Annotated in this window: 16 protein-coding genes; 4 read left to right on the top strand and 12 right to left on the bottom strand. The window is 57.3% G+C overall.

Translation table 11 applies throughout. From position 1 onward, the window contains the following. Nucleotides 1–143: 143 nt before the first annotated feature. Genes serB through RISK_RS03765 form a run of 3 tightly spaced genes read right to left on the bottom strand, consistent with a single transcriptional unit; the run spans nucleotide 144 to nucleotide 3,002 of the window. Nucleotides 144–1,412, bottom strand: a complete 1,269-nt coding sequence (gene serB / locus RISK_RS03775) for a phosphoserine phosphatase SerB (RefSeq protein WP_047813036.1) — start codon at nucleotides 1,410–1,412, stop codon at nucleotides 144–146. Between the two features lie 47 nt (nucleotides 1,413–1,459). After that, the gene (gene trkA / locus RISK_RS03770) at nucleotides 1,460–2,806 is read right to left on the bottom strand and encodes a Trk system potassium transporter TrkA (RefSeq protein WP_047812899.1); all 1,347 of its coding nucleotides are present in this window, start codon (nucleotides 2,804–2,806) and stop codon (nucleotides 1,460–1,462) included. 4 nt (nucleotides 2,807–2,810) lie between these two features. Then, complete coding sequence (locus tag RISK_RS03765; protein WP_047812898.1) at nucleotides 2,811–3,002, bottom strand: hypothetical protein; 192 nt, start codon at nucleotides 3,000–3,002, stop codon at nucleotides 2,811–2,813. Between the two features lie 343 nt (nucleotides 3,003–3,345). Here RISK_RS03765 and RISK_RS03760 point away from each other — a divergent pair, with 343 nt between their 5' ends. From RISK_RS03760 to RISK_RS03750, 3 genes are all read left to right on the top strand, one after another. After that, complete coding sequence (locus tag RISK_RS03760) at nucleotides 3,346–4,554, top strand: lactonase family protein (RefSeq protein ID WP_047812897.1); 1,209 nt, start codon at nucleotides 3,346–3,348, stop codon at nucleotides 4,552–4,554. 126 nt (nucleotides 4,555–4,680) lie between these two features. Beyond that, complete coding sequence (locus RISK_RS03755) at nucleotides 4,681–6,768, top strand: WD40 repeat domain-containing protein (RefSeq protein ID WP_047812896.1); 2,088 nt, start codon at nucleotides 4,681–4,683, stop codon at nucleotides 6,766–6,768. A gap of 96 nt (nucleotides 6,769–6,864) precedes the next feature. Further along, nucleotides 6,865–7,602: an SDR family oxidoreductase gene (locus RISK_RS03750; protein WP_047812895.1), complete on the top strand. Its 738-nt coding sequence runs from the start codon at nucleotides 6,865–6,867 to the stop codon at nucleotides 7,600–7,602. 237 nt (nucleotides 7,603–7,839) lie between these two features. On the opposite strand, the gene RISK_RS03745 is transcribed toward RISK_RS03750, so the two are convergent. From RISK_RS03745 to RISK_RS03735, 3 genes are all read right to left on the bottom strand, one after another. Then, nucleotides 7,840–9,555, bottom strand: a complete 1,716-nt coding sequence (locus RISK_RS03745; RefSeq protein ID WP_047813035.1) for a serine/threonine-protein kinase — start codon at nucleotides 9,553–9,555, stop codon at nucleotides 7,840–7,842. Then, complete coding sequence (locus tag RISK_RS03740) at nucleotides 9,542–10,183, bottom strand: ECF-type sigma factor (protein WP_047812894.1); 642 nt, start codon at nucleotides 10,181–10,183, stop codon at nucleotides 9,542–9,544. Before RISK_RS03740 ends, RISK_RS03745 begins: the two co-directional genes overlap by 14 nt. A 108-nt stretch (nucleotides 10,184–10,291) precedes the next feature. Beyond that, nucleotides 10,292–11,599, bottom strand: a complete 1,308-nt coding sequence (locus RISK_RS03735) for a sodium:calcium antiporter (RefSeq protein WP_047812893.1) — start codon at nucleotides 11,597–11,599, stop codon at nucleotides 10,292–10,294. A 505-nt stretch (nucleotides 11,600–12,104) separates the two neighbouring features. Here RISK_RS03735 and RISK_RS03730 point away from each other — a divergent pair. Then, entirely contained in the window at nucleotides 12,105–13,289 is a 1,185-nt protein-coding gene (locus tag RISK_RS03730; protein WP_047813034.1) for a DUF1571 domain-containing protein, read from the top strand. A gap of 222 nt (nucleotides 13,290–13,511) precedes the next feature. On the opposite strand, the gene RISK_RS03725 is transcribed toward RISK_RS03730, so the two are convergent. The 6 genes from RISK_RS03725 to RISK_RS03700 all read right to left on the bottom strand — a co-directional run bounded on the left by RISK_RS03725 (nucleotide 13,512) and on the right by RISK_RS03700 (nucleotide 20,637). Then, a complete protein-coding gene (locus tag RISK_RS03725; RefSeq protein WP_047812892.1) occupies nucleotides 13,512–14,786 on the bottom strand; it encodes a serine hydrolase domain-containing protein in 1,275 nt (424 codons plus the stop codon). A 302-nt stretch (nucleotides 14,787–15,088) separates the two neighbouring features. Further along, on the bottom strand, nucleotides 15,089–15,274 hold the full coding sequence (locus tag RISK_RS03720; RefSeq protein ID WP_047812891.1) for a hypothetical protein: 186 nt from the start codon (nucleotides 15,272–15,274) through the stop codon (nucleotides 15,089–15,091). A gap of 121 nt (nucleotides 15,275–15,395) precedes the next feature. Next, the gene (locus RISK_RS03715; protein ID WP_047812890.1) at nucleotides 15,396–16,598 is read right to left on the bottom strand and encodes a DUF1559 domain-containing protein; all 1,203 of its coding nucleotides are present in this window, start codon (nucleotides 16,596–16,598) and stop codon (nucleotides 15,396–15,398) included. 395 nt (nucleotides 16,599–16,993) lie between these two features. Beyond that, nucleotides 16,994–18,451, bottom strand: a complete 1,458-nt coding sequence (locus RISK_RS03710) for a sulfatase family protein (protein ID WP_047812889.1) — start codon at nucleotides 18,449–18,451, stop codon at nucleotides 16,994–16,996. A gap of 70 nt (nucleotides 18,452–18,521) precedes the next feature. Beyond that, complete coding sequence (locus tag RISK_RS03705) at nucleotides 18,522–19,595, bottom strand: dihydrodipicolinate synthase family protein (protein ID WP_047812888.1); 1,074 nt, start codon at nucleotides 19,593–19,595, stop codon at nucleotides 18,522–18,524. A gap of 4 nt (nucleotides 19,596–19,599) precedes the next feature. Next, nucleotides 19,600–20,637 carry an NAD-dependent epimerase/dehydratase family protein gene (locus RISK_RS03700; protein WP_047813033.1) on the bottom strand — a complete coding sequence of 346 codons (1,038 nt, stop codon included), beginning with the start codon at nucleotides 20,635–20,637 and terminating at the stop codon, nucleotides 19,600–19,602. Nucleotides 20,638–20,715: the final 78 nt, after the last annotated feature.

Here is a 20,715-nt window from a genome sequence, read left to right as displayed (position 1 = left end):
GATGAGCGGGAAATCAGTGTCAGGTACCTTTTGCGCGAAGCACCCATGGGCAGTTCCGGCAAGGGACCTGACACTGATTTTCCGACCGTTCCTAGGGGTATGAAAAGCCGGTCTTCGTTTTGTCACTGACGGTGACCGCGGTGTCACTCCACCAAGTCGCGGTCTCTCACGCCGAGCAGGTAGAGAACGGCGTCCAGCCCCAGTGTGGAGACTTGATGCTCAGCCGATTCCCGCACAATGGGCTTGGCGTGAAAGGCGATCCCCAGGCCGGCTCGGGAGAGCATGGGCAGGTCGTTCGCACCGTCGCCGATCGCGATCATCTGTTTGCGGTCGACGCCTTCGTTGGCGGCGAGTTGTTCGAGAAGCAAGGCTTTGCGCTCGGCATTGACGATGGGACCGAGGACCCGTCCCGTCAGCTTTCCGTCGATGATTTCCAGCTCGTTGGCGTGCACATGGTCGATGCCCAACAGCTTTTGAAGGTGCTCGCCAAAATAAGTGAAGCCACCACTCAAAATCGCGGTTGTGTAGCCAAACCGACGGAGGTTGGAAAGCAATCGTTCGGCACCTTCGGTCAACTGCAATCGCTCGGCGACTTTGGGAAGGACGCTCTCAGGCAATCCTTCCAAGGATTGCACGCGTTGGCGAAGCGACTCGTCGAAGTCGATTTCACCTCGCATCGCCGCCTCGGTGATCGCACTGACTTTTTCTCCGGCACCCGCTTCCTTGGCCAGTTCGTCGATCACTTCGGCTTGCAGCAAGGTTGAGTCCATGTCGAGCGCGACGATGCGTCGGTTGCGGCGGAAGGCATCGTCTCGCTGCCATGCCAGATCCAAATTCAAGCGGTTGGACAGATCCAACAGACTGGCTTTGAGAGCGTTGGCGTCCGTTGGATCGCCTCGCAAAGAGAACTCCACGCAAGCGCGAGTCAGTTCGTCGCCAGGGTCTCGCTCGGGGCGGCCGGACAACCGCGTGATCACGTCGATGTTCAGTCCCTGGTCAGAGACCAACCGGCTGACCGCTGCAAATTGCTCGGCGGTAACCGAACGGGAAAGCAGCGTCAGAATGAATCGCGATTTGCCTTGGCGTTTGACCCAAGCGTCGTAGTCCGGGTCGCAAACGATTTTTGCTTTGCATTTCAGACCGAGTTTGCGACTCTTGCGTCGCATCTTTCGAATCAATCTTTCGGGGTCTTCGCTGCCCGGAATTTGAACCAGCATGCCCAGTAGCAGCGATCGATGGATCACCGCTTGATTGACATCGATGACTCGGCAATTGAATCGGTGCAAGCGTTCCGAGATCGACGCGGTCAAACCCGGGCAATCGTCGCCGGTGAATCGAAGCAAGACGATGGTTGGCGGGGTCATTGCGATTGCGGAAGACGCGTGCGGGGATGGCAAAGTGGATTCGTTCACAACAGCGTTGGGGTGGGACTCGAGAGCGTTGGTGGTGGCGGACACGATCAGTCGCTGTGAAAGAGTGAAAGGACTTCGTCGGCATCGGACAAATCGATCAAGGCGACGATGATGTCATTGACTTCCAGAACATCGCTGGCGGTGGGTACACGCACGAATCCGTCGCGTTGAATCGCGGCAATCAAACATCGGCCTGCCAGCGGCAGATTGGCGAGCGACGCCTGGGTGACGGGGGATCCTTCCAGGATTTCCAGTTCGTAGACCCCGATCGAGCCGTTGGGCAATTTGCTTTGGCTGATGATGGCTCCTTCGTTGAGGAACCCCAGGATTTGCCTCGCGACCACGTCGCGTTCACTGACCGCCAAGTCGATGCCCAGTTTTCCGACCACGTTGGCGTAGTCCGGTCGCCCCACCACGCACATCACGCGAGAGGCACCCAGTTCACGAGCCTCGACGCCGGCCATGATGTTGTTTTCGTCGTTTCCGGTGCAGCCAACGAAGTAGTCCACCGTGCCGCCGCCTTCGTCTTCCAAAACGCTGCGTCGGTTGGCGTTGGCATGCACCACGGTGACGTCAGGCAGCAGCTTGGCCAGTTGTTCACAACGTTTCGCGTCTTGTTCCAGCAGCACGGTGCGAAAGTCTTCACGCCCCAGCAAACCGGCCAGGTGATAACCGGTTTCACCACCACCGGCGATCATGACCTTGGACTGTTTGCGACGTCGTTTTTCGCCGCCAAAGATTTGCCGGGCAACACTGACGGCGTCCGGCATCCCGACCAAGCTGACTCGGTCACCCGCACGTGTTTCGTCGGCACCGCTGGCGATCCACATCCGGCCTTCGCGGGCCAGGGATCCCACTCGGACCCTGGGCGGAAGTTGCAGTTCCATCAGCTTCTTGCCTGCGGCGGCGGATCCGACTGCCACGTCCATTTCGTAGACCTGCAGTTGGCCACGCGCGAAGTGTTCCAGCGGGATGGCGTCGGGGTTGCGAATCGCGCGAGCCAATTCGGAAGCGGAGAGCTGTTCGAGCGAAAGCAGACTGTCGATTTGAAAGTGACGTTGATAGTCAAACGTCGACAGGTCACGAAAGGCGGGGGCGTAAACGCGAGCGATCGCGCGGCGGGCACCCAACGCCTTGGCCATGCTGGCGGCAACAATGTTGACCTCGTCGTCTCCGGTGACGGCCAGGCACAAGTCGGCGCTGAGCACGTCGGCGGAGAACAGCACGGTGCTCTGGGAGGCATTGCCCTCGATCGCACGCACGTCCAATTCACTGTTGATGGATCGCACGATTTCGGGATCGCTGTCGATCAGCGTGACGCTGTGCCGGCGTCGGCACAGCATGTCGGCGATCCAGCGTCCAACGGTGCCGCCACCGAGAGTCAGAATCCTCATCGGCTCAGACCATCCAGTCCAAGACGAGAACCAAGGCGAAAACGACCGCCATGAAGCCGGTGATCCAACGGGCCGTGTGGAAGGCGTGTCGCAGGATCAACGACAAATCCTCATGCCGAGTCGCACCAAACACCAGCGAGATCGCAATGATCAGTGGCAGGTAGTACAGCAAATAGGTGGGCGAAATTGAAAGCACAGCGGATTCCAGGAAAGGTTTGAAGTCCCCGCATCCTAGATCAAACCACTGCGAATCGGCAATGTCATGGGGGGAGAGAGCTTCTAGCTTCTAGCTTCTAGCTTCTAGCTCCTAGCTCCTAGCTCCTAGCTCCTAGCCCGTGCCCGTGCCCGTGCCCGTGCCCGTGCCCGTGCCCCTGTGCCCCTGTGCCCCTGTGCCCCTGTGCCCCTGTGCCCCCGTGCCCCCGTGCCCCCGTGCCCCCGTGCCCCCGTGCCCCGTGCCACTTTCCTCCTCTCCCACGCCTCCTGGGGTATGATGCCCCCTTCGGCGAGTTTTTCTCACCAAACAGGCAAGAATTGCATCCATGATCGGAGAGACGCAGATGAGCAGCGGATTGAGCGGCAACGAGCAAGTGACAACGCGAACGAGGTGGGGGGTGAAACGGGGCCTGGTGGCCGCGGTTGTCTTCGCGGCTTTGCATGGGAATTTGGCGATGGCGGAAACACTGAACGTTTGGTTCGGAACCACCACCCCTCGGGGAGGTGCCAGTGAAGGGATCTACCATGCCACCTTCGACACCGATTCGGGCAAACTGAGCTCGGCGAGCTTGGCAGTGAAAGCCTCGCAACCTGGGTTCTTGGCGATGCATCCGAGCAAGCCCGTGCTGTACGCCACCAGCGGAAGTGGCGTGACGGCCTACCGCGTGCAAGCTGAATCGAAGGACGCGAAGTTGGTGGAACTGGGATCGGTCGAGAGCGGTGACGGCGGGGTCGCACACCTGGCGACCGATCGCACCGGATCGGTTCTGTTGTCGGCGCAGTACGGCGGTGGCTCGACGACGTTGTATGAATTGGCCGAAGACGGTTCGGTCGCACGCCGCGTGGAGGTCCATGAACACGATGCCCTGTTGTCGCCAGCGGGATCAGGCGTCGTTGAAAACCGCCAAAACGCACCGCATGCACACTGGGTCGGGACCTCGCCAGACAACCGCTTCGCGTTCACTCCGGATCTGGGGATGGACAAGGTCGTGATTTGGAAGTTGGATCCCAACGGACCTGGTCTGACACATCATGGTTTTGGCGAAGGGATCCCCGGTGGCGGACCACGTCACATGAAGTTCAGCCCAGACGGCAAACGCATTTACCTGCTCAACGAGTTGGCTCTGTCGGTCACCGCGTTCGACTACGACGCGAAGGCGGGCACGATGACGGCCGGACAAACCATCCCTGCCCTGTCGGAAGAAACCAAGGCGAAGGAGCGTTTCAACAGTGCTTCTGAAATTCGAGTGCACCCGTCCGGCAAGTTTGTTTATTCCGCGAACCGTGGCCACGACAGCATTTCGGTCTTTCGTGTGGATGACTCCGGTGAAATGCAATTGGTGGAAGTCGAAGCCATTCGCGGCGGTTGGCCTCGAAACTTCAACCTCGATCCCAGCGGTCGCTGGTTGATTGCAGCGGGCCGAGACAGCCACACTGCCACGGTCTTTGAAGTCGACGGGGACACTGGCGAACTGACCTTCACACGTCAAACCCAACAGGTTCCCACGCCCATTTGCGTGCTGTTCAGCAAGTAGCTGGGATCAACAGATCGAGGGCTCAAGCGGACCTGAGCCCTCGGTCGAACCGCGTCACCGATAGAGGGTGCAATGATGAGACTTCCGAGTTGTATTGGGGGGCTGTTGATTGGGCCCTGCCTGGTCATGTCCATCGCCTGTTTGCTCGGCATGTCAGATGGCGGTTTCGCAGACGAGTCTCCCGGTGAAAGCCTCACGGGTGGAGGCGTGCCTGGGACGGTCAAGTGGCGGGAACCGGTGGAGTTCACTCGCCGAAGTCTTGAACTGCCGGGTTACGTGCAACCGGCTTTGGGAGCCGCAGACGACAAAGCGGTCATCGCAGTCGCCTTCTCGCAAGATGCAAAATGGATGGCCACCGGCAACGCCGCAGGCCAAGTCTTGCTGCGCCGCACCGGCGAACCCGAAGTGCAGCAAGAGATGATCGGTGAGCACCACACGATTGTCCGCGGTCTTCAGTTTCTCAGTGGGGGGAAGTTTCTGGCGTCTCTGGATGTCGAAGGTCGGCTGCTTCTGTGGTCCACCAGCACCGGCGAGAAGGTTCAGGAGTTGGCTCCCATTGACCAGGTGCTCGCGATTGGCGTGGGGAGCGATGACGGTCGGCTCATTGGGCTTTCCGAAGGAACCACGTTGCGGGTTTGGGAACAGGAAGATGATCGATGGCACGAGACGCAGGAGGTCTCGCTGGAGATGCCCTGTTCCTTGTTGTCGGTCAGTCGGGATGCCAATGTGGCGGTGGTGGTTTCACAACCGAACGTCTGGCAGGTTCACCGTTTTCCGGCGAGCGTTGTTGGCCAAGCGGAGAAAAAACAAGCAGGTGACGTCGTCAGCGAAGAGCCATTCACGGCAGACTCCAACGGGCTGAACGCCATCAGTGCTGTCCGAGTGTCGCCCAATGGTGATCGGGTGGCATTGGGGTGGGATGATGGATCCATCACTGTTCACTTGACCGCGGACGGCAGTGAGAAATTTCGTTGGTGGAAGCATCCCAACAGGGTCACCAATCTTTGCTTTTCAAAAACGGGCAAGACGTTGCTGAGCGGATGTTTTCGAGACCGCATTCGTGTCTGGGATCTTGCCCGTGGACAGCACATCAACGATCGAGAGGTGGGTTTGGAATTGGTCGCGGCGATGGAGTTGACCGACGACCCACAGCGTTTGGTGGTAGCGGGAGCCGGACCGGATGTTGTTGTGTTGGATGTGCAGGTACCCGCGGATCGATTCGTTCCCGCGTTTGCTCGGCCGCGAGCCTGGAACAACAAAGCGGTCCATGGGGTTCGGTTTGTTCCAGGAAAAGACGAAATCGCGGTGGTCGCGAAACTGGGCACGATTGAACGAGTTGATCTGCAGGGAAAACGTCTGCAAAAGGCGACGCTGCTCGAGCCAGGTCGCGGCAAGCTGGTCACCGCCATGGTTTCTCCTGATGGCCAGTTCAGTGCGCGCGGTTATGCGTCGGGAGAGGTCCTGGTTCATCGCCAGGGAAATGGAAACCCGCTCTGGAAGTCGAACCTGGGGAGTCGAGTCAATGCGCTGGATATCTCCCGCGATTCCAAGTGGTTGGCGGTCGCCAGCGGTCGGAATTCCGTTTTGCGAGTCATGGATCTTCCGACCGGACGGGAGGTTTCTCGCACAGCGAATTTAGACGAAGACATTCGCCGGGTGCGTTTTGATCCTGACGCAGCAACCTTGCTTTCGAACGGGCATCAAGGTCGACTCTCCGATCATATCGGCGTGTTGACGCGATGGTCCGTCAAAGATGCGAAGCAGCTCAATCGAGTTCAATCGCCCGACATCTACAGTTGTGTGGAAGTCAGCCCTGACGGATCGCGGATCGTTACGGGTGGCATGACCGGCGTGGTGCAATTGTTCGATGACCAATTGCGATTGCTGAAAACGTATGAGGTGGGTGGGCGTGGTGGAATCCACGTGCTGCGTCTGTTTGATTCAAAGCACTTGTTTGTTGGGACCTACAAAGGCAGTGTGCTGTGCATCGACTTGGAGACGGGGATGGAACTTGCCAGGTTGGAACCATTGCCGGAACACTTGTTGAGGCCTGTACGCGACATCGACTACGACGCCAAAACCGAAACGCTGATTGCGGTGGGCGGCTACGACGGGCAAGAATCCATGCGTCTTTACTCGCTCAAAGAATTTTTTCAAACGATTGACGCGGTGGGTGTTCCAGTGATCGAGACACCGCCTCGTCTCCATCAATGATCTTGGATTGGGGGACGGTGGCGTTCCGGTTCGGTGGATGGTCATTGCTGAATGGAACACACAGCTACGACATGAACGCAAGCAGGAGTCCTTTGCATGAACGAAACGAAGAAGGTTGCCATTGTCACCGGTGGTTCGCGGGGAATCGGTGCGGCGATTGCCGAACGATTGGCGAGCGATGGATTCTCGGTGGTGATCAACTACGCGAGCAGTTCCCAGGCGGCGGACGAACTGACCGAGCGAATCACAGAAGCGGGTGGTTCGGCAGAGTCATTTCAAGCCGATGTGAGCGACTCGGACGCGGTCGAGAAACTCTTTGATTTCGCGACGGAGTCGTTCGGCGGGGTGGACGTGTTGGTCAACAACGCTGGCGTTCTGAAGATGCAACCGCTGGCGGAGTTTTCCGACGAGGACTTTGATCGATTGGTGGATATCAATCTGAAAGGTTGCTTTCACACGATGCGAGAAGCGTCCCGTCGACTTCGTGATGGCGGACGGGTGATCAATTTATCGTCCAGTGTGATTGGATTGCGGATGCCGAACTACGGTGTCTACTCAGCAACCAAAGCGGCCGTGGAGGCCATGTCGGCTGTCCTGGCGAACGAACTGAGAGGGCGCCAGATCACGGTCAATTCCGTCGCGCCTGGTCCGACCGCGACCAAGCTTTTCCTAGATGACAAATCGGACGAATTGATCGATCGCTTGACCAACATGTCGCCGTTGGAACGACTCGGCCAACCCAGCGACATCGCGTCCGTGATTTCCTTTCTGGCGGGGCCAGATGGGGCTTGGGTGAATGGTCAAACGCTGCGTGCCAATGGGGGAGTGGTTTGAGAGTGGAAAGGGCCACAGGGCCACAGGGCCTCAGGGCCTCAGGACTCAGGGCCTCAGGACTCAGGCCTCAGGACTCAGGCCTCAGGACTCAGGACTCAGGAAGCTGCTGGTCTGTCACAGCTAAAAGTTAGGGTTGATCGTAGTGGACGAGGCGACGAGTCCTTGGATTTGACGCCAGTTCAGGACTCGTCGCCTCGTCCACTACCCTCGGGATAAGTCATGACAGACCACTCGAAATCAGCGGATGCTGGCTTGTTCGATTTGTGTGAGTTCTCGTTCGGCATTGGTGACACTTCGGCCGCCGATCTTTTGACGCGCGAGTTCTGATTTCATTGCCATGGCATACAAACCGCATGAGACGACGATTCCGATCACGCCCACAATCAGTGACGGGTAAAGTGAGTTGGGGTGCAGGACCTGATCGAACCCTGCGGCCACGACAACGGGGATCCAAATCAACCACCATGCGAAGCCGATGACGGGACCGACCCACAAAGAAAAACGCCTGACGGCGCCGAGCTTCTCGCGAATTTCGGTGATCGGTTGGGACGTGTCGATGCGTTTGATTCGAACCAAGACGTTGGCCGCCGAAATGATCAAGAACAACCCGTAGACGTGCACGATCACACCGCTGACCAGTCGATGTGGCACGTGCGTGTTGGGGGCCCAGCAGTAAGCACCCAGCGCGATGAGAGCGACTCCGATCATAATTTGAAGCACCTGGCCGACACCCAGAGGTCGCAACGCTGATTTGACCCGCTCCATGAGTTGGCGACGTGTCAGGAGCAAACGGCCGGCGAGTTCTTGCTCGTGCATCCCAGCGGAGGAAGGGAGACGGTCTCGTTGTGACGCCGAGTCCACGATCTGGGTTGGAGCGAGCGCGGCCCGGTCACCGGACGCAATGGACTGCATATCGGATTTGATTTGGCTGGCTCGTTGATAGCGTCTCCGAGGTTCCTTTTCCAGTGTTCGCAGAACGACATCATCCAAACGAACATCGATCTCGACCTTTTGGGATGGGGCCGCGAAACGACCGATCGGAAGTTCACCCGTCAGCATTTCGTAGAACACGACGCCCAGCGAATAGATGTCGGCGCGATGGTCGACGCCACGTGCACCTTCAAGTTGTTCAGGGGCCATGTACCGCGGCGTTCCCATGATCTGGTGGGTGCCGGTGAGCGCTGATGGTTGGTCTTGATCGCCGAGGAGTCGCGAAAGTCCGAAGTCGGCGATCTTCACCGAGCCATCGACCGCCATCAGGATGTTTTCTGGTTTGATGTCGCGGTGGATGACGCCGTTGTCATGAGCGAACTGGAGCGCGTCGCAAAGATGCGGCACGATCGCGAGCGCATGGGCGGGGGCGAGTTGGCCGGCCGCGACCACATCACGCAGCGTGGACCCGTCAACGTACTCCATCAAGAAATAGTACGTGTCGTCGACGTGTCCGAACTCATAGACCGAGACAATATTCGGATGGTTCAATTTCGCGAGCGTGCGAGCTTCACGAGTGAACCGCAATGCGAACTTGACATCGTGTCCGAATTCTTCGGGGAGGATTTTAAGGGCAACGACACGATCCAGGCCTTCTTGGCGTGCTTTGTAGACCGCACCCATTCCGCCCGCGCCGAGTAGTTCGGTGATCTTCAAATTGGGGAATCGCTTTCCCAGTTGCTCCACCGACGGTGGGATGAAGGCTCGCTTGGGTTGGCCGTTTCCACGAAATGCGTCGCGGATCACCTGGGCGTTGTCTTGAAAACGATCCAGGTAGTCTTGCTCGGTGGGTTGCTCAGCCCGTCGTCGGCGATAATCGATATCCAACACAATCAGTTCCGCCAGCAGGACGTCCCGTTCGTCCGGCGGAATGTCCTCGGTTAGAAAGGATTCAATGCTGGGCGATTGATCGGTTTGCCATTTGTGCTCGAAGTCCGCGCACAGGTCGTCAATTCGTTCCAAGGTCGCGATCGGTAGTTTCTTTTGGCGAATGCTCATCGAACAGTTCCTGGTGACATTTTTCACGGATGAGGTGCAGACGACGTTCAATCGTCCGTTCGGAGCATCCAAATCGTGCGGCAAGTTCCGTGTTGGAATACCCTTCTAACTTGGCACCCGCCAAATCTCGCAGTTGCCCGACACCTAAATGCGAAAAAAATTGCTCCACGGATTCCTCCATCATCAATACCATCTCGGGGGATGGCTCATCGCCGATGGCCTCGATGAAGGATTGGTTTTCGTCACGTTTGTCCAGTGAATGAAGCTGAACATCCCCGCCCCGTCGCTGGCGATGATCGCGACGTTTTTTGTCGACCACTTTTCGGGCGGACATCTTCAACAGCAAACGCCACAAATCGTCTCGGTCGGAAAGATCCGGAAAGCGGCCTTTTTGAGCGGCTGAATAAAAACTGTCGAAGACGCTCAGGACAATGTCTTCTTCGTCCGAGACGGCGCGGTTTTGGCCGAAGAGTTTGTTTCGAACCGATCGCACCAGCCGATCATAGTAGTGCTGCCAAATCTGGTTGGCAGCAATGGAATCGCCGTCTTTGACTTGGTCGATCCAGTGGCTGATGTTTCTTGATTCTGACATTAAAACAACTGTTGCATCGCAAACCACCTGTGACAACACCACGTCGACGCCGCTTTCGGTTCGTGCAGCGCAGGCGTTCCTGATTGTCGAAGATTACCCGCCCTCGATCTAGCCGGAGCACAAAATTGCCCCAATTGCAGGCAGTCTTTGCAGCACGCTTTGCAAGTGGTCCGAGATTTGGTGGACAAATTCGACGTCTTGTTCGTGAGCCACGATATAGAGCACGAACAGGCTGTACATGGTGAGCAAAGCGAACGCTTTGCCCCGTTTCATTTCGACGGTCTTGGTTCCATCGGAGGCGACGCCTCGTTTGCCGATGTAGTAGATCAAGAAACCGACGATCGTCAGAAGGAAGAGGAACAACCGCAGTTCACCGCTTTGAGCTGCGATCTCAGGTTCCATCTGAATTGGGCCGTGAAACAAAGTGAACAGAAACAGCGGAAACCCAAGCGCGAAGCAGATGTCAAAGATGTTGCTGCCCAACGCGTTGGCCACCGCATCGTCGTAGTCGCCGTCCCGAGCGTCGCGAATGGACATGACCGTGTCCGGAACACTGGTTGCCATCGATGCAAAGATGACCGCGACGAACATCGCTGGCATGCCAAGCCCTTCAAAGGTCTGGCCGAACAATTCGTAGGAAGGGTTCTCGAGGTTGGCAGGGCCGCTGCCGAGCCACTCGCAGGCCAACACCAACGCCCAGCAGGCAACGGCGATGACCCCGGTGCTGGTCAGCAGCAATCCCCAGCCGTTCCAGGTTTCTTGCTTCATCTGTTCGCGGTGATGGTCTTTGACAAACCATCGTTCCAGATCCAGCAACGGTCCTCCCGAGATCCAGTAGAACAAGGTGGCGAGCAGGCCGCGTGGGGCATCGTCCTCTTCCGTGTCTTCTTCATCCAGGGTGTTTTCGGAAGGGTTCCTCTCAGACGGCTTCATCGTCGTCAGCATGTACGTGAGGTAGGCCCCGTACATCAGCATCAGGATCAAACCTTGCCACCAATGAAGTTGTTCCCCGTTGATCAGCAGGATCAAAATGAACTCGCAGAGAATCAACGAGAGGCCATCACGCAGAAGGACTCGCGTGGAAACGTTGACCGAAGTGACGCGGACTCCCATCACGACAAAGCCCACCACGCTGAGGATGCAGACGGCCGGGATGATCATCCCGTTGAACAACGCGCTTCCGGCTGTGGTGCCGATTCCGATCGAAAACCCATCGCGATCGGAAAGCACAAACAGTGCGATCAGGGTCGTGAAGAGTTCTGGGACGGAACTGGAGATGGCATTGATCGTGCCGCCACGAACGCCTTCGGAAAGATTGCGGCCGATGTACTCACTCGCGATTTCGAATCCGTCGCAGGCTCGCCAGATGACCAAGCAGGTGAGGAAGATCAGAACGAGTGGGATGACGATGCCCATGGAAGCCTTGGAAACGGGAAAGAGGGAGTTTGATTCGTTGAATGCTCGCGACCGCAAAGAATGACATCGCGACGGTAACAATTACAAGCGGCGGATCAAGTTTGCCAGGGCCCCGGATGGTGTTTGGGTTCCACATTTGGTTTCACGAAGGTGTCTCAGAATGCAATGCATGCATGTCAAAATGAAGGCGGAATGCTCTGAGAGGACTCGGCGGTGGCTGCGCAAGGACACTCCCCTGCCCCGTGAAACATCCCGCGAGACGTGTTTTGCGGGGCTGGAGACGCGGAAGGCTATGCCGGTTTTGACGACCGTCCAGGCGCCAAGATTTTCGTTCCAGCCCAGTTTGGTCCTTTTCAGTTGTTTCGACTCGGGACGCCGCTAGTCTGAAACTTTGACTTTTGCAGGCAATCGGCACGCTTCGTGCACCAACGGACATCGCCGCCTGGGCCGAACGAGCACCACCGGAAACAAACGGACTTTTGACCGCCATTTGGAGCCACCTTCCATGCCGACCCCATCGCTGATTCACCGCCTTCGATCTTCAAGCATCCTCGCTTCCAAGTTGACGCTCTCATGCGTTCTGTTGGGATCGATGTCCAACCCCGTCGCGGTTCGTGCGGACGAAACCGCTTCGGCAGTCAAGCATGCGGGCAACGACGGTCGAGTCAATGAGGGGCGTGTTTCTGTGCAGAAGATTGCCGTCGAGGATCCCACCGACCAGCTGGCCAAGCAGGCCATCGCTGAGCTGGGGTTGGATGAGCAGAACATCATTGAGCAGATGTCGGCCACCTCACCAGCGAATGCATTTTCAACCAACGACTCCTTTGCTCCGCTGAGCGAAGCGAAGGGAACCACTGGTGGTTTGGACGATCATCGATCGACACCTCCACTGGCGGATCATCCGTTGAGTTGGGCGCTTGGGTTTGCCCAAGCTCATGCGGACCACATTCGCCAGCACGTCAGCGACTACAGTTGCAAACTGATCAAACGCGAACGGATTGATGGTGATTTGCAAATCCCTCAAATCATGGACGTGGCGGTTCGCGTGGAACAAGCCAACGAGCAAGGTGAGGTCTCACCGATGTCGGTGTTTCTGCAGTACCAGTCACCGCGCACCCTCCGTGATCGTCGCGTGCTCTACATCGAGGGCGAGAACGAAGGCAAAGCCAGGGTTCGAAAAGGCGGTGGGGCACTGAGCTACTTGGTGCTGTCGATCGACCCACACGGGCGTCAAGCGCAAGAGCAAAGCAACTACCCCATCACGGACATTGGCTTTGACAAGATCATGAATCGGTTGATCGGGCTGATCGAATTCGACATGGAGAATGATCCCAGCGGCGACAACACCGAGGTGACCTACTTTCGCAACGCTCGGGTGATGGGGCGTCCAGCCACGCACATCCAAATCGTACATCCGACCCAGGAAGGTGGGGTCACATTCCATCGTGCCAACGCGTTCATCGACGACGAACTGCACGTGCCGATTCGTTTGGAAGTCTACGATTGGCCCGCTTCGGAAAGTGATGCACCTGAGTTGAAGGAAGAGTACACCTACGCGGATCTGAAGCTGAACGTCGGTTTGGCGGATGCCACGTTTGCATCGACTCGATTAAAAGGCAAACTGAACGGCAACGTTGGCCTGACCGAAGCCGATTTGAAAGTCAGCCCCAACGCAGTCGCCAAAGACTGAGCGATTTTCGCGGGACGGTCGTTGTTGCGTTGCTAAAAAGGTACGCAGTTGTCATCGGGTATGTGAGCCGCTTGGCGTTAGCCACGGTTCCCGCACTGAACCGGGGCGAACGCCCAAACGGCTCACGGGATTCAACTCAATCATTCCTGCGTAGCTGCTTCGTTTGGGCACGCTTCGAGCGAACGTAGCAACGGTTTCGAACTTCGATCTCGACACGCCAGGTCACTTCTGTCTGAGATAGCTGCTGTTGAGGATCGTGAGCGATTGGACCTTTCCGTTTTCTTGCCCTTCCAGCAACACGCTGACGTCGTCGTCGGATCCATCCAAGTATTGAAGGCGTTTGGGAGAGGACGTTTTCACGAGTTTGCCAAACGTTTTGGGGCCTCCCCAGTCGATCACCATTTCCAAACCTTCGCCGGCTTCCGAAACCGTTATCACCCTCGACTGAAGTCTGAACTTCCCGACGAGCGATTCGCGAAATTCTTGCTCGAACTGCTGCGATTTCGGGAGTGGAATGACCATGGTCTCCAAAGCCTTTCGGCAGCCTGATTCGGCGAGGAAGAAACCACGTTTGTCGTCGGTGTTGGCCAGGACGATCAAAGAGGCGTTCTGTTCTGGGTACCAAGAGACCGCGGTGAGAAAACCACGCACGGAACCGGTGTGAGAGACTCGCTGATGAGGTTCGCCTGCATCGGCAATTCGCCAGCCAAGTCCGTAGCTGCCGTCGGGGCCGGGTTGCAGCATTCGTTCCACGCTCGCTTTGGATCTCCGAAGCGTCAGAAGAAAGGAGAGCATGTCCTCCGCGTTGGTGACGATCCCTCCCATTCCTTGATATTGCAAACCGTAAAAATCGCCGTATGGATGCTCCAGTGCGGAACGGTCCGCGCCATAGGTTGATTTGCCAATTGACACCTGGAAGCCCTCGGGGGCGGAGTCACCGGTGAAGCACGCGGCATTCATTTTCGCAGGACGCAAAACCAATTCGCGAATTGCGTTTGGGTAGGTTTGACCGGTTACCTTCGCGATGATCGCGGCGAGCAACGCGTAGCCCTGGTTCCAATATTCAAATTGGGTTCCTGGTTTCTGCTGTGGACCGCCTTGCAGATAGGCTTCGGTCACCTTCCCGACATCTTTTGACACAGGGCCATAGTTCGTGCCCGGAATGCCGGAGGTATGTTGCAGCAGATGTTGGATCGTGATGTCACGGCAACTCTCAGGGACATTTGGCAAGTGATCCGCAATGGAATCCTCAAGAGACAATTTGCTTTGTCGGTCGAGGATGATCACCGCGAGAGCCGTGACCGGTTTGGTCACCGACCCAATCTCGAACAGCGTTTTGGAATCGATCGGAGTTTTCGATTTGGAATCGGCGTAGCCAAAGCTTTGATTGGCGATGACCTTTCCCTCTTTTTCGGCAACCACGATGCCGCTGAAATTGCTTTTGCCGGCTAGGTCGATGGCTTCTGCGAATTGGCTCTGAAGTGATTCCTGCCCCATCAGACTTGGGACGAGAAGGAATTGACTTATCAGTGTCGATATCAAGAGACTGGTGCAAAAGCGTACGGCCATTTGTTTGTTCCCGCGGATCGATTGAGACCAGTGCCACCGGTAGGGCGATGACCGTTCGTATTTGGAATCGTCTTCTGTGGGACTGTATGCGTTCCACCCGATTGGGTCAAGTTTGGGGCTCGCATTCAATGATTGGTTCGACCGAGTGGGATCACTCCATGCAAAACGCTGGAACCATGTTTGGATCCAGCGTTTGTTGTCGGGTGGCGGCGGTTGGGGAGTTGGGATCCCTATTTGCCGTAAGGTTCTTTCGTAGAGGAATTTATCATCGATTCATAGTCTTCCATTTCTTGCGCCGCATCCGTAGGTTGCTGGATGACGGTTGATTCGCCGCTGTCGCATCCGATGCAGAACAGAGAGAGAGCGATCAGCGAAAGCAAGGCAAACGATCGGTTGGAAGATGGGGTTCGGGACATCAGCGTTCAGTTCCGTATGAGAGAAAGAGGGGGACAAGGTTGGCAAAGAGAAAAGCGTTGTGGCTGCATTGCAACAACGCTTTTCGTTTCCCGGGCGTCGAACAGGTCGCCTGATCGACAATCAGATCGAGTCCAGCGACACGATTTCTTTGTTGGCTTTTGTGCCAAGAGCACCCCACAATCCGTAGGGGCTCTGCGATCCCGCGTTGCTTGGGCTGTGGTCCTTGTAGACGGTGTGAGCACGCGAGTTGCCCGCTTCAATCGAGTCGGTGATGAACTTCACGGCCCCATCACCCATCAACACATGCACTCCGCCTTGGTGACGTGAACTGGGTGGGTAGATGCCCCAAGTGCTGTCGGCCGTGGTGCGAGAGACGGTTTCGCTGTTGGGGGAAAGGATGGTGTTCATGCCAGAGTGTTGCATTTCGCCGTCTGCCCAGTGAAATCCACGAGCCCAGCTTGCGCGGGCGCCGTCCCCAGCAGCGTTGTCCGTGGTCAAGTTTTCCCCGGATCGCCAGAATTGTGGCCGTTCGGGATCGATCTTGTCATTGTCTCTTGCCCAGGAAGGGTTGTCCCGCAAGGGTGCCGAGCCGGGACCGTCGATCGGAGCGGTTCGGATATCGCGGTCACCCAGGTCCGTGGCAATTTCGCCAGCCGCGATCGTGTTGGACAAGCCGTCCAGCACATCCCGGAAACCGGTGTATTGGCGAGCGATGAACATGCCCCGACCTGAGGCACGGATTTGTTCCGCATAACCCGAGTTGATCACAAACGGATTGGAACCGCCCCATGCGCCGACTTCTCCGTATTCGACGGCATCGCCTTGGCATGCGGCATAGTTCGTTCGCCCGAGCGCTGGCAGTCCCGTTCCTGGATCGCTGGGGCAACGAAGAGCCGCCAGTTCCGTGATCCAGGGGGTGTAATCGGATCGCCACGGTGCGGGGCCCATCCCAGGCCAAGGGGTCGCACGAAGTGTCCCGTCCGTGTTGATTGCCAAAGGGTTGCTGATCTGTTCCCACAAACCTTGTTGTTCGATGAAAGGCAAGATTGCAGGCAGCCAACCCAGACGCAGTTGGTTCCCGCCGAGCGATCCATCGTTGGCATTGTTGGACCCGCCTTTTTGAGCAGGCAGCTTGTTGTAAGCCGAGTGATAGTTGTGTAGTGCAAGTCCGATTTGCTTGAAATTGTTGCTGCAGCTCATCCGTCGGGCTGCTTCGCGTGCCGCTTGGACGGCTGGCAACAACAAGCCAACCAGGACGCCGATGATGGCAATGACCACCAAAAGTTCCACCAATGTAAAACCGTTTTTGCGCATCTTCTTCATAAGACTCTCCCCGAGAGCTGATCGCGAAAGGATGGCACCAGCCATTGCTGAAGTCGAGAGTTCGACTGTGATGCCCAAGTGGTAGACAAGGCAACGCTTTCCAAGAATCGCTTGGTGCACGTTGTGCCACTTCTAAGGGGATTAAGTTCTCCTACGATGCAATTGTTTCGCGAGAATCCTAAATTTTAGTGCGTCTTTTCACGAGAGGGTTCCTCACGCCATAGGGGACTGCCAAGAGGGCGGTGCACTTGTGAGTGGGCTGCAGGTGGTCCACAAGGGGCGTGTTCAAAGGCCTGCTAGGCCAACGCGGTTGTCGAACGTATGGTGCGGCGAAACCCACCTGTTTTTCCGAAGCCTCGCGTCCTTTGCTTCGACGGAGGGCGATTCGAAAGTCATCAGAAATCGCGAAAAGGACCGCGTGGTTCAGCGGCTTCCATCTCGCGAAGCCAATGGGCATACCGTTCTTTGACCATCGCAAGCACCTCGGGGTGTGACTCCGAAAGGTCCTGTTTTTCGGCGAGGTCGCGATCGAGATCGAACAGGCCACCTTGTTCGCCCATCTGGACCCATTTCCACTGGCTGACCCTCGCTCCGATCTGATCGCGGCGTTTCCAGAACAATTCTTTTCTTGGTGATGCTGACTCGCCACGGAGGGTGGGCCACCAATCGAATCCGTCGAGGACAACGCCGGCAGGTGGTTCGACACTCGCAGCTGCTGCGAAACTGGGCAGCAGCTCCAGGCTGGTCAGAAATTCGTCGTTCACCTGCCCTGCTTGGATCTTTCCGGCCGGCCAACGAACGATGCAGGGCACGCGAATGCCGCCTTCCCAGGTCTGTCCCTTGTGGCCTCGCAGCGGTGAGTTGTCGGCACCCCCGCTGCCACCGTTGTCGGAGAAGAAAACGACGATCGTGTCATCGAGGATCTGCTTCGCTTCCAACGTCTTCAGCATCTCGCCAATCGCCGCGTCCATGCAGGTGACCGCCGCACGGTAGTCGCGACGCCGGGCCTGCGGTGTCGCGACCGTTGCCGGGGCGCCGTAGCGATAGCGGTCGGTGACTCTCGTTTCCGCCTCCACGGGCGGGTACATCGCTTTGAATCGATCGGGGGCCTGCACTGAGGAGCGAATGGTCGGATCCAGCGACGACGAATTGTGCGGCGCGTTGAATGGAACGTACAAGAAGAACGGCTCTTTGCCAGCGTGTTCGTCCAAGAACCGCAGAGCCTCACGTTGGAACAGGTACGTGCAGTAGGTGCCCTTGTCCTCTTCCGTCGGTTCGAGGTTGCGAACCATACAAGGCACGCCGTAACGCTCGTGCGTGAAGTAGTCGATGCCGGTGTTGACGAACCCGTAGAAGTCATCGAAGCCACGCGAAGTGGGCAGCATTCGGCGCAGGGCACCCAAGTCCCATTTGCCATAGATCCCGCTTTTGTAACCGGCCGGTTTCAAGACGGCTGGGATGATCGCCTCACGTTCGTCCATCCCGCCGATGCGTTCGAACGTCACGGGGTATTCTTCGGGCGTGTAGCGATGGCCGTAGTCGGGAGCTTCGTTGCGGATCATGTCGTAGATCCCGTTTCGCTGCGGATAACGCCCCGTCAACAGACTGGCCCGCGACGGTGTGCAGGCTGGCCACGCCACATAGAAATTTGTCAGCCGGGTGCCTTCTTTGGCAAGGCGGTCGAGGGTCGGCGTGAGGATGCCGTTGCCAAGGAGGCCCAGGTCGTTGTAGCCCTGATCGTCCGAAACAATCAGCAAGATGTTCGGACGATCCGCCGCTGAGGCCTTGGCGGCAATCAGCAACATCGCAAGCGTCATGAGAAAGTGGATCATCCAGTTTCGGGGCGGTTGCATCACGCTGTTCCAGTGGGGATGGGGTGTCAGGTGTTTTTGGAGGTGTGTTGTTCTGCTTGCGTGGGACGCTTCAACGTAGCCATCGACTCAGATTCTCGCGTACGAACGCATCGTCATTGAGAGCTGGGTAAGCGGCGATCACTCGATCGATTTCTTGGGATTGACCGTCCGAGAGAACTTCGTTGGGATCCAGGCACCAGGTTCCAGGCAGCAGACCTTGGCGGCGTAGCACCTCATGGATTCCGGGAATGCAGCCGGCAAACCCGTTGGCGGCATCGAAGAAGGCTGCGTTGCAATCGGTGACTTCGATGTTACGGCTGAGTAATTCCAAAGGGATGTCATCGCCGCGATCCAGCACTGCGTGAATTTCATCGAGCAATTCAACGGCCTTGCGAGTCCACACGCACCAGTGCCCCAGCAGCCCGCCACGAATTCGAACCGATTTCACTCCGTGTTCCGTGACAATGCGGTACGGCGTCAGCAGGTCCGCGATGATGTTGTCGTCGTTGCCGGTGTAGAAAGTGATCGCGTCGTCGCGATCAGCGTCACAGATGGCACGAACCACATCCAGCGTTTGATAGCGGTTGAAGGGAGCCAGTTTGATCGCGATGACGTTTTCAATCTCGGCGAACTCTCGCCAGAATTCATACGACAGCACGCAACCACCGACGGCTGGTTGCAAGTAGAAACCGATCACCGGCATGACCTCGGCGACTTCTCGACAGTGAGCAATCAGATCGTCGATCGAATCGTTGGCCAACGCCGCCAGGCTCAACAGACATGCATGATAGCCCTGTGAAACGGCGAACTCTGCTTCGCGGATTGCTTGCGGTGTTTTCCCACAGACGCCCGCCACTTTGAAGATTTCACGGCCTTGCGCACCGGCGTGTTCGTCAATGACCTCGGACGCCAAACGCAACACGGGTTCATACAACGCGATCGATGGATCACGGATGGCGAACTGCGTGGAGTGAACACCGACTGCGATGCCCCCCGCGCCGGCGTCGATGTAATAGCGAGTCAGCGCCGTTTGGTAACGAGGATCGAATTGGCGGCTGGCATCGAGAGCCAGAGGTTGCGCTGGGATGACGATTCCACGGCGGACGTTCGCGCGGATGTCTGGCGAGAGGTCACTGGTCTGCATCGGTTCAATAGGCTCCGTCACTGACTTCGAAATGAGTGGGCTTGTTCAGCGAACGACCGCCGGTCTTGACCCAGTGGGCTTGCCAGCGAATCAGTTGATCGGCTGAGACGGACGGAGCTCCGAACAGCTTTCTGGCTTGGGAGCTGTCACTCAGGTAAGACGCATCGTCCGGAGTGGTCGTGAAGCGAACGGGCTTGTTCAGCAGTTCCCCGAGTCGCAGGGCAACATCTTCGGTGAGCAATGTTTCTGGACCGGTGACGTTGAGAATGTTCGCTGGCGAGGTGCAGTGGTCCAAGCACATCAACGCTTGATGATTCGCGTCGCCCTGCCAAATCACGTTGAAGGCTTGGACGGAGTTGTCGACGGGCTGCCCGTTCCAAATCTTGGCGGCGATGTCATGCAGCACCCCGTATCGCAGGTCGATCGCGTAATTCAATCGGTACAGACAGACGGGAGTTCCCCACTCAAGGCAGCCGTACTCGAACATGCGTTCTCGACCCAGGCATGATTGAGCGTACTCGCCAATCGGTCCCGGTGGTGTGAGTTCGGTCGGTTGGCGATCCACTGAAGCCAGCGGGTAAACACACCCGGTTGAAAAGGCAACGATCTTGGAATCCCGAAAGTGATCCGCCACATTCGCGGGGACAATCGTGTTCATCGCCCAGGTCAAAGGTTCTTCGCCCTCGGTTCCGAATTTTCGGCCGGCCATGAACAGGACATTGGGGACGGGTGGAAGTTTGGCCACGGCGTCTCGGTCGAGCAAATCGCACTGGATCGTTCTGACGCCCGCCGATTCCAATCGAGCACGAGCGTCTGCATCGGAAAACCGTGCCACCCCGTGTACGCTTTTTCGCAGGCCAGCTTTCTCGATTGCCGCAACGGCCAACTGGCCCAAGCTGACACCCATCTTCCCAGCGATTCCCAAGATGATCAGGTCGCCATCGAGTTGTCGCATGAACTCGATCAGTGCATCGCTCGGTCGAGACAGCAATGTGTCGAGTTGCGATTCAGATTCAATCCACTCAGGAAATTCGACGGCCATCGTCTGCTGCTCGTTGGTGGTCACAAGGTTGGACCCTGATTCTAACGTCGCGTGACCACGTTGGCTTGCTCGAGCCCA

The sequence above is a fragment of the Rhodopirellula islandica genome (assembly GCF_001027925.1).
Classification (GTDB): Bacteria; Planctomycetota; Planctomycetia; order Pirellulales; family Pirellulaceae; genus Rhodopirellula; species Rhodopirellula islandica.
The sequence above is the reverse complement of the archived record's forward strand: the minus strand, read 5'-3'. Positions and strand labels throughout refer to the sequence as shown.

Excerpts from the sequence above, each read along its gene's own strand:
- trkA (WP_047812899.1), bottom strand. The coding sequence starts at position 2,806 with ATGAGGATTCTGACTCTCGGTGGCGGCACCGTTGGACGCTGGATCGCC.
- RISK_RS03760 (WP_047812897.1), top strand. The coding sequence starts at position 3,346 with ATGATCGGAGAGACGCAGATGAGCAGCGGATTGAGCGGCAACGAGCAA.
- RISK_RS03755 (WP_047812896.1), top strand. The coding sequence starts at position 4,681 with ATGTCCATCGCCTGTTTGCTCGGCATGTCAGATGGCGGTTTCGCAGAC.
- RISK_RS03750 (WP_047812895.1), top strand. The coding sequence starts at position 6,865 with ATGAACGAAACGAAGAAGGTTGCCATTGTCACCGGTGGTTCGCGGGGA.
- RISK_RS03740 (WP_047812894.1), bottom strand. The coding sequence starts at position 10,183 with ATGTCAGAATCAAGAAACATCAGCCACTGGATCGACCAAGTCAAAGAC.
- RISK_RS03735 (WP_047812893.1), bottom strand. The coding sequence starts at position 11,599 with ATGGGCATCGTCATCCCACTCGTTCTGATCTTCCTCACCTGCTTGGTC.
- RISK_RS03730 (WP_047813034.1), top strand. The coding sequence starts at position 12,105 with ATGCCGACCCCATCGCTGATTCACCGCCTTCGATCTTCAAGCATCCTC.
- RISK_RS03725 (WP_047812892.1), bottom strand. The coding sequence starts at position 14,786 with ATGGGGCAGGAATCACTTCAGAGCCAATTCGCAGAAGCCATCGACCTA.
- RISK_RS03720 (WP_047812891.1), bottom strand. The coding sequence starts at position 15,274 with ATGTCCCGAACCCCATCTTCCAACCGATCGTTTGCCTTGCTTTCGCTG.
- RISK_RS03715 (WP_047812890.1), bottom strand. The coding sequence starts at position 16,598 with ATGAAGAAGATGCGCAAAAACGGTTTTACATTGGTGGAACTTTTGGTG.
- RISK_RS03710 (WP_047812889.1), bottom strand. The coding sequence starts at position 18,451 with ATGCAACCGCCCCGAAACTGGATGATCCACTTTCTCATGACGCTTGCG.
- RISK_RS03705 (WP_047812888.1), bottom strand. The coding sequence starts at position 19,595 with ATGCAGACCAGTGACCTCTCGCCAGACATCCGCGCGAACGTCCGCCGT.
- RISK_RS03700 (WP_047813033.1), bottom strand. The coding sequence starts at position 20,637 with ATGGCCGTCGAATTTCCTGAGTGGATTGAATCTGAATCGCAACTCGAC.